Annotated in this window: 1 protein-coding gene; it reads left to right on the top strand. The window is 71.4% G+C overall.

Annotation, left to right across the window (positions count from 1 at the left end; translation table 11 throughout):
• On the top strand, window positions 1-5,230 hold a 5,230-nt coding region (locus DQ392_RS33895; protein WP_220182695.1), incomplete at both ends, for an SDR family NAD(P)-dependent oxidoreductase.

Here is a 5,230-nt window from a genome sequence, read left to right as displayed (position 1 = left end):
CCCCACCTACCCCTTCACCCACCACACCTACTGGCTCCAACAACCCACCCCCACCAACACCACCAACCTCGGACTCAACCCCACACACCACCGCTTCCTCAGTGCGCACATCGATCTCTCGGAAGAGGAAGGGTCCCTCTACACCGGCACGGTCTCCGTCAAGGCTCACCCCTGGCTCGGCGACCACGCCGTCCATCACACGCCCGTCCTCCCCGCCACCGCCTTCATCGAGCTCGCTCTGCACGCCGCCCACCACGTCGGTCTGAACACCGTTGACGACCTGACGCTCCACACTCCGCTGCTCCTGGGCGACACCACGCAACAGCTTCAGCTGCGGCTCCGTCCGGCTGACGAGTCCGGGCGGTACACCCTCAACTTCCGTTCCCGCAGCGCGGGAGCCGACGACCACGGTTCGGAGTGGACCGAGCACGGTACGGCTCTCCTCGTCGGCACGGTCCCCGGGCCCCAGCCCTCCACGTCACCGCCGTCCGACGCCGCCGAGATCGACCTGGGGTCCTTCTACGACGAGCTGGAACAATTGGGTCTGACCTACGGCCCCGCGTTCCGGGGCCTGCGGAGGGCGTGGCGGCACGGCGACGACATCTACGCCGAGGTCGGGCTTCCCTCCGCCGCCGGTGAAGCCGACGGGTTTGCGCTGCACCCGGCCCTTCTCGACGCCGCTCTCCACCCGTACGTCCTGACCCTGAGCGAGGCGGGCGTCCGGCTTCCGTTCGCGTCGTCGGGCGTCACGCTGTACTCCACCGGAGCCACCGAGCTGCGCGTACGGCTGTCCCGCACGGGTCAGGACACGCTGGCACTCGCGGTGAGCGACCCCGATGGTGAGCCGGTGGCCACCGTCGAGTCGCTCGTCACCCGTGCCGTGAGCGTGGAGCAGTTCGCTGAGGCGAGTGCCACCGTGCGCGACGACCTGTACCGGCTGGACTGGACCCCGGTGAGCACCCCGGCAGCGGTGACCGCCGGTGCCGCGTCGCTGGCCGTGGTCGGCGCGGACTCGGCACCGTTGGCCGGGCGGTTGTCGGCCGCGGACGTCCCGGCGCGGGAGCACGCCGATCTCGCAGCGCTGCGTACGTCCGTGGACGAGGGGGCGCCGCTGCCCGATGCCGTTCTCCTCGTCTGCCCGGCCTCCCCGGAAGGCAGCCCGGCCGACGCCGGCCATGTGATCGCTCGTGGCGTGCTGGGTGCCGTCCAGGAGTGGCTGGGTGACGACCGGTTCTCCGAAACGCGCCTGTGCCTCGTCACCTCGGGTGCGGTCGCGGCCCGCACCGGCGAGGACGTCCGTGACCTGGCGCAGGCGTCGGTCTGGGGCCTGGTGCGCGGCGTGCGGGCCGAGAAACCCGGCTCGTTCGTGCTGCTCGACGTCGATGGACGCGAGGCGAGTGCCCAGGCCCTTCCTCTCGCCGTGTCGGCGGCGCTGTCCGCGGCCGGAGAGGACGAACTCGCGGTGCGCGGTGGGAAGGTGCTGGCGCCGCGGCTGGTGCGCGCGAGCGCCGATCGTTCGCTGACCCCGTCGTCGGGCGAGCCGGCGTGGCACCTGGACGTCACCGCTCCCGGAACCGTGAACAGTCTGGCCGTCGTACCGGCGCCGGAGGCGACGCGTCCCCTCGCGGCCGGTGAGGTCCGCGTGTCCGTGCGCGCTGCGGGAGTGAACTTCCGTGACGTGCTGATGACCCTGGGCATGTACCCGGGGGAGCCGTCCATCGGCAGCGAGGGCGCCGGCGTCGTCACCGAGGTCGGCGACGACGTGTCCGAACTGGCCGTCGGCGCCCGCGTGATGGGGCTGTTCGGGCAGGCCATGGGGCCGATCGCGGTCGCCGACGCTCGCCAGGTGGTGCGGATGCCCGACGGCTGGACGTTCGCACAGGGCGCGTCCGTTCCCCTGGTGTTCCTGACCGCGTACTACGGGCTGGCGGATCTGGCCGGTGTGCGGGCGGGGGAGAGGCTGCTCGTCCACGCGGCGGCGGGCGGCGTCGGCACGGCCGCGGTGCAGCTGGCCCGCCATTGGGGGTTGGAGGTGTACGGGACGGCCAGTCGTGGCAAGTGGGATGTTCTGCGCTCCCAGGGGTTGGACGACCGGCACATCGGTGACTCGCGCAGCCTGGCCTTCCGGGAGGTGTTCGAGGAGGCGACGGACGGTGCGGGTGTCGACGTGGTCCTCAACTCCCTCGCGCACGAGTTCGTCGACGCGTCGTTGCGGCTGCTGCCGCGCGGCGGCCGGTTCCTGGAGATGGGCAAGGCGGACGTCCGCGACGCGGAGCACGTGGCGGCGGAGCACCAGGGGGTGGAGTACCGGCCCTTCGACCTGTCCGAGGCTCCACCGGAGCGGGTGCGGGAGATGCTCACGGAACTGGTCTCACTGTTCGCAGCGGGCGCACTCCAGCCCCCGCCGGTGACCTGCTTCGACATACGCCAGGCCCGCGAGGCGTTCCGGGGGCTGAGCAAGGCCGAGTACACCGGCAAGCTCGTCCTGACGCTGCCCACGCCGCTCGACCCAGAAGGCACCGTCCTGATCACCGGAGGCACCGGCGCCCTCGGCGGCCGGATCGCCCGGCACATGGTGGACAACCACGGCGTGCGGAACCTGCTCCTGCTCAGTCGAGGCGGCAGCGACGCCGACGGTGCGCACGCACTGACGACGCAGCTCGAACAGTCCGGGGCGCGGGTCTGTGTGGCGGCATGCGATGCGGCGGACCGCGACGCGCTCGCCGCCGTCCTCGCCGGAATCCCGGCCGCCCACCCCCTCACAGCCGTCGTACACACGGCGGGAACCGTCGACGACGCCCTCACCGCGGCGATGACCCCCGAACGGCTCGACGCGGTCCTCCGCCCCAAGGCCGACGCCGCCTGGAACCTTCACGAACTCACCGCCGGCACCGAACTCTCGGCGTTCGTCCTCTTCTCCTCGCTGGCCGGCACGCTGGGCAACGCGGGCCAGTCCGGCTACGCCGCAGGCAACGCCTTCCTCGACGCCCTCGCCCGGCACCGCCGCGCCCAGGGCCTGCCCGCCGTGTCCCTGGCGTGGGGCCCGTGGGCGGGCACCAGCGGGATGACGAGCCGACTCGACGACGCCGCCCTCGCTCGGATGGCGCGTACCGGGGTGTCCGTACTGCCGCACGAGAAGGCGCTGTCTCTGTTCGACGCACACACCGACGGCCCCGCCGTACTCGTCCCGGTACACTTCGACCTCCCCGCGCTGCGCGCCCTCGACGACGCCGGTGAACTGGGTGCCGCACTGCGCCCCCTGGCAGGCCGGGCCGGGCTGCCCAGCAGCACGGCGACACGGGGGGCCAGGAAGGCGGGCGACTCCCTCGCCGACGCGTGGGCAGGACGGCTCGCCTCGCTGCCCGAGGCGGAACGACGTCAGCTCGTGACCGAGACCGTCCGTCTCGAAGCGGCGGCGATCCTCGGGCACGCCGACGCGGACGCCCTCCCCGCGGACCGGGCGTTCCGGGACGCCGGGTACGACTCCCTCACCGCCGTCGAACTCCGCAACCGGCTCAGCGCACACTTCGGCCTGCGTCTCGTCACGACACTCGTCTTCGATCACCCGACGCCACTGGCCCTGGCGGAGCACCTGCTCGGACGCTTCCTCGACGACACGACCCCGGCCCGCGCGACGACGACCGTCCAGGCCACCGCCGACGAGCCCGTCGCGATCGTCGGCATGGCCTGCCGCTTCCCGACGGACGTCGAGTCACCGTCGGACCTGTGGGGCGTCGTCGCCGAAGAGCGCGACACGGTCTCCGGTTTCCCCGACGGACGGGGATGGAACCACGCCGACCTCTACGACCCCGACCCCACGGCACCTGGCCGCACCTACGCGACACAGGGCGCCTTCTACCAGGGCGCCGACCTCTTCGACGCCGACTTCTTCGGCATCAACCGGCGCGAGGCGCTGGCGATGGACCCGCAGCAGCGGCTGTTGCTGGAGACGGCCTGGGAGGCACTGGAACGAGCCGGAATCGACCCGGCCGGTATACGCGGCACCGACGCCGGCGTCTTCACCGGCGTCGCAGCGGCCGAATACCTCTCGCTGCACCGCCCGGTCAAGGAAGACCTCAGCGGCTACCTGCTGACCGGCAACACCGCCAGCGTAACCGCGGGTCGCATCGCGTACACGTTCGGTGTGGAAGGCCCGACGTTCAGCGTGGACACGGCATGCTCGTCGTCGCTCGTCGCACTCCACCTGGCGGCGCAGTCGCTACGGCAGGGCGAGTGCTCGATGGCGCTCGCCGGCGGCGCGACCATCATGGCCAGCCCCGGCATCTTCCTGGAGTTCAGCAACCAACGAGGCCTCGCGGCCGACGGCCGCTGCAAGCCCTTCGCCGCCTCAGCGGACGGTGTCGGCTGGGGCGAAGGCGCGGGCATGTTCGTGCTGGAGCGACTGTCGGACGCGCAGCGCAACGGCCACCCGGTGCTGGCCGTGGTCCGGGGCAGCGCGGTCAACCAGGATGGTGCGAGTAATGGTTTGACGGCTCCGAATGGTCCGTCGCAGGAGCGGGTGATTCGTGCAGCGCTGGCGAACGCTGGTCTGCCTGCGAGTGGTGTTGATGTGGTGGAGGCGCACGGTACGGGCACGAGGTTGGGTGATCCGATCGAGGCGCAGGCGCTGCTGGCGACGTATGGGCAGGACCGGCCGGGGGATCGGCCGCTGTGGTTGGGGTCGGTGAAGTCGAACATCGGTCATACGCAGGCTGCTGCGGGTGTGGCGGGTGTGATCAAGATGGTGGAGGCGATGCGGCACGGTGTGCTGCCGCGCACGTTGCATGTGGATGAGCCGACCCCGCATGTGGACTGGTCGGCGGGTGCGGTGCGGTTGTTGACCGAGACGACCGCGTGGCCGGAGACCGGGCGTCCGCGTCGGGCGGCGGTCTCCTCGTTCGGGATCAGCGGCACGAATGCCCATCTGATTCTCGAAGCTCCGCCAGTCACGGAGGGAGTGATAGCCGAGGTTCCGCTCCCGGCTCCTGCTGGGGATTCCGAGCCGGTGGTTTTTGCGTTGTCGGCGAAGTCGGAGTCGGCGTTGCGGGTGCAGGCGGGGCGGTTGGGGGAGTTTTTGGAGGCGCGTCCTGAGGTGGATGTGCGGTCTGCTGCTGGTGTGTTGGGTCGGCGTGGTGTGTTTGGTTGTCGTGCTGCGGTGGTGGGTGTGGGGCGTGGTGAGGTGGTGGGGGGTTTGCGTGCGGTTGCTGGGGGGCGTTCTGGTGTTGCTGGG

It is taken from the genome of Streptomyces reniochalinae, assembly GCF_003323735.1.
GTDB classification, from domain to species: domain Bacteria; phylum Actinomycetota; class Actinomycetes; order Streptomycetales; family Streptomycetaceae; genus Streptomyces; species Streptomyces reniochalinae.
The sequence above is the reverse complement of the archived record's forward strand: the minus strand, read 5'-3'. Positions and strand labels throughout refer to the sequence as shown.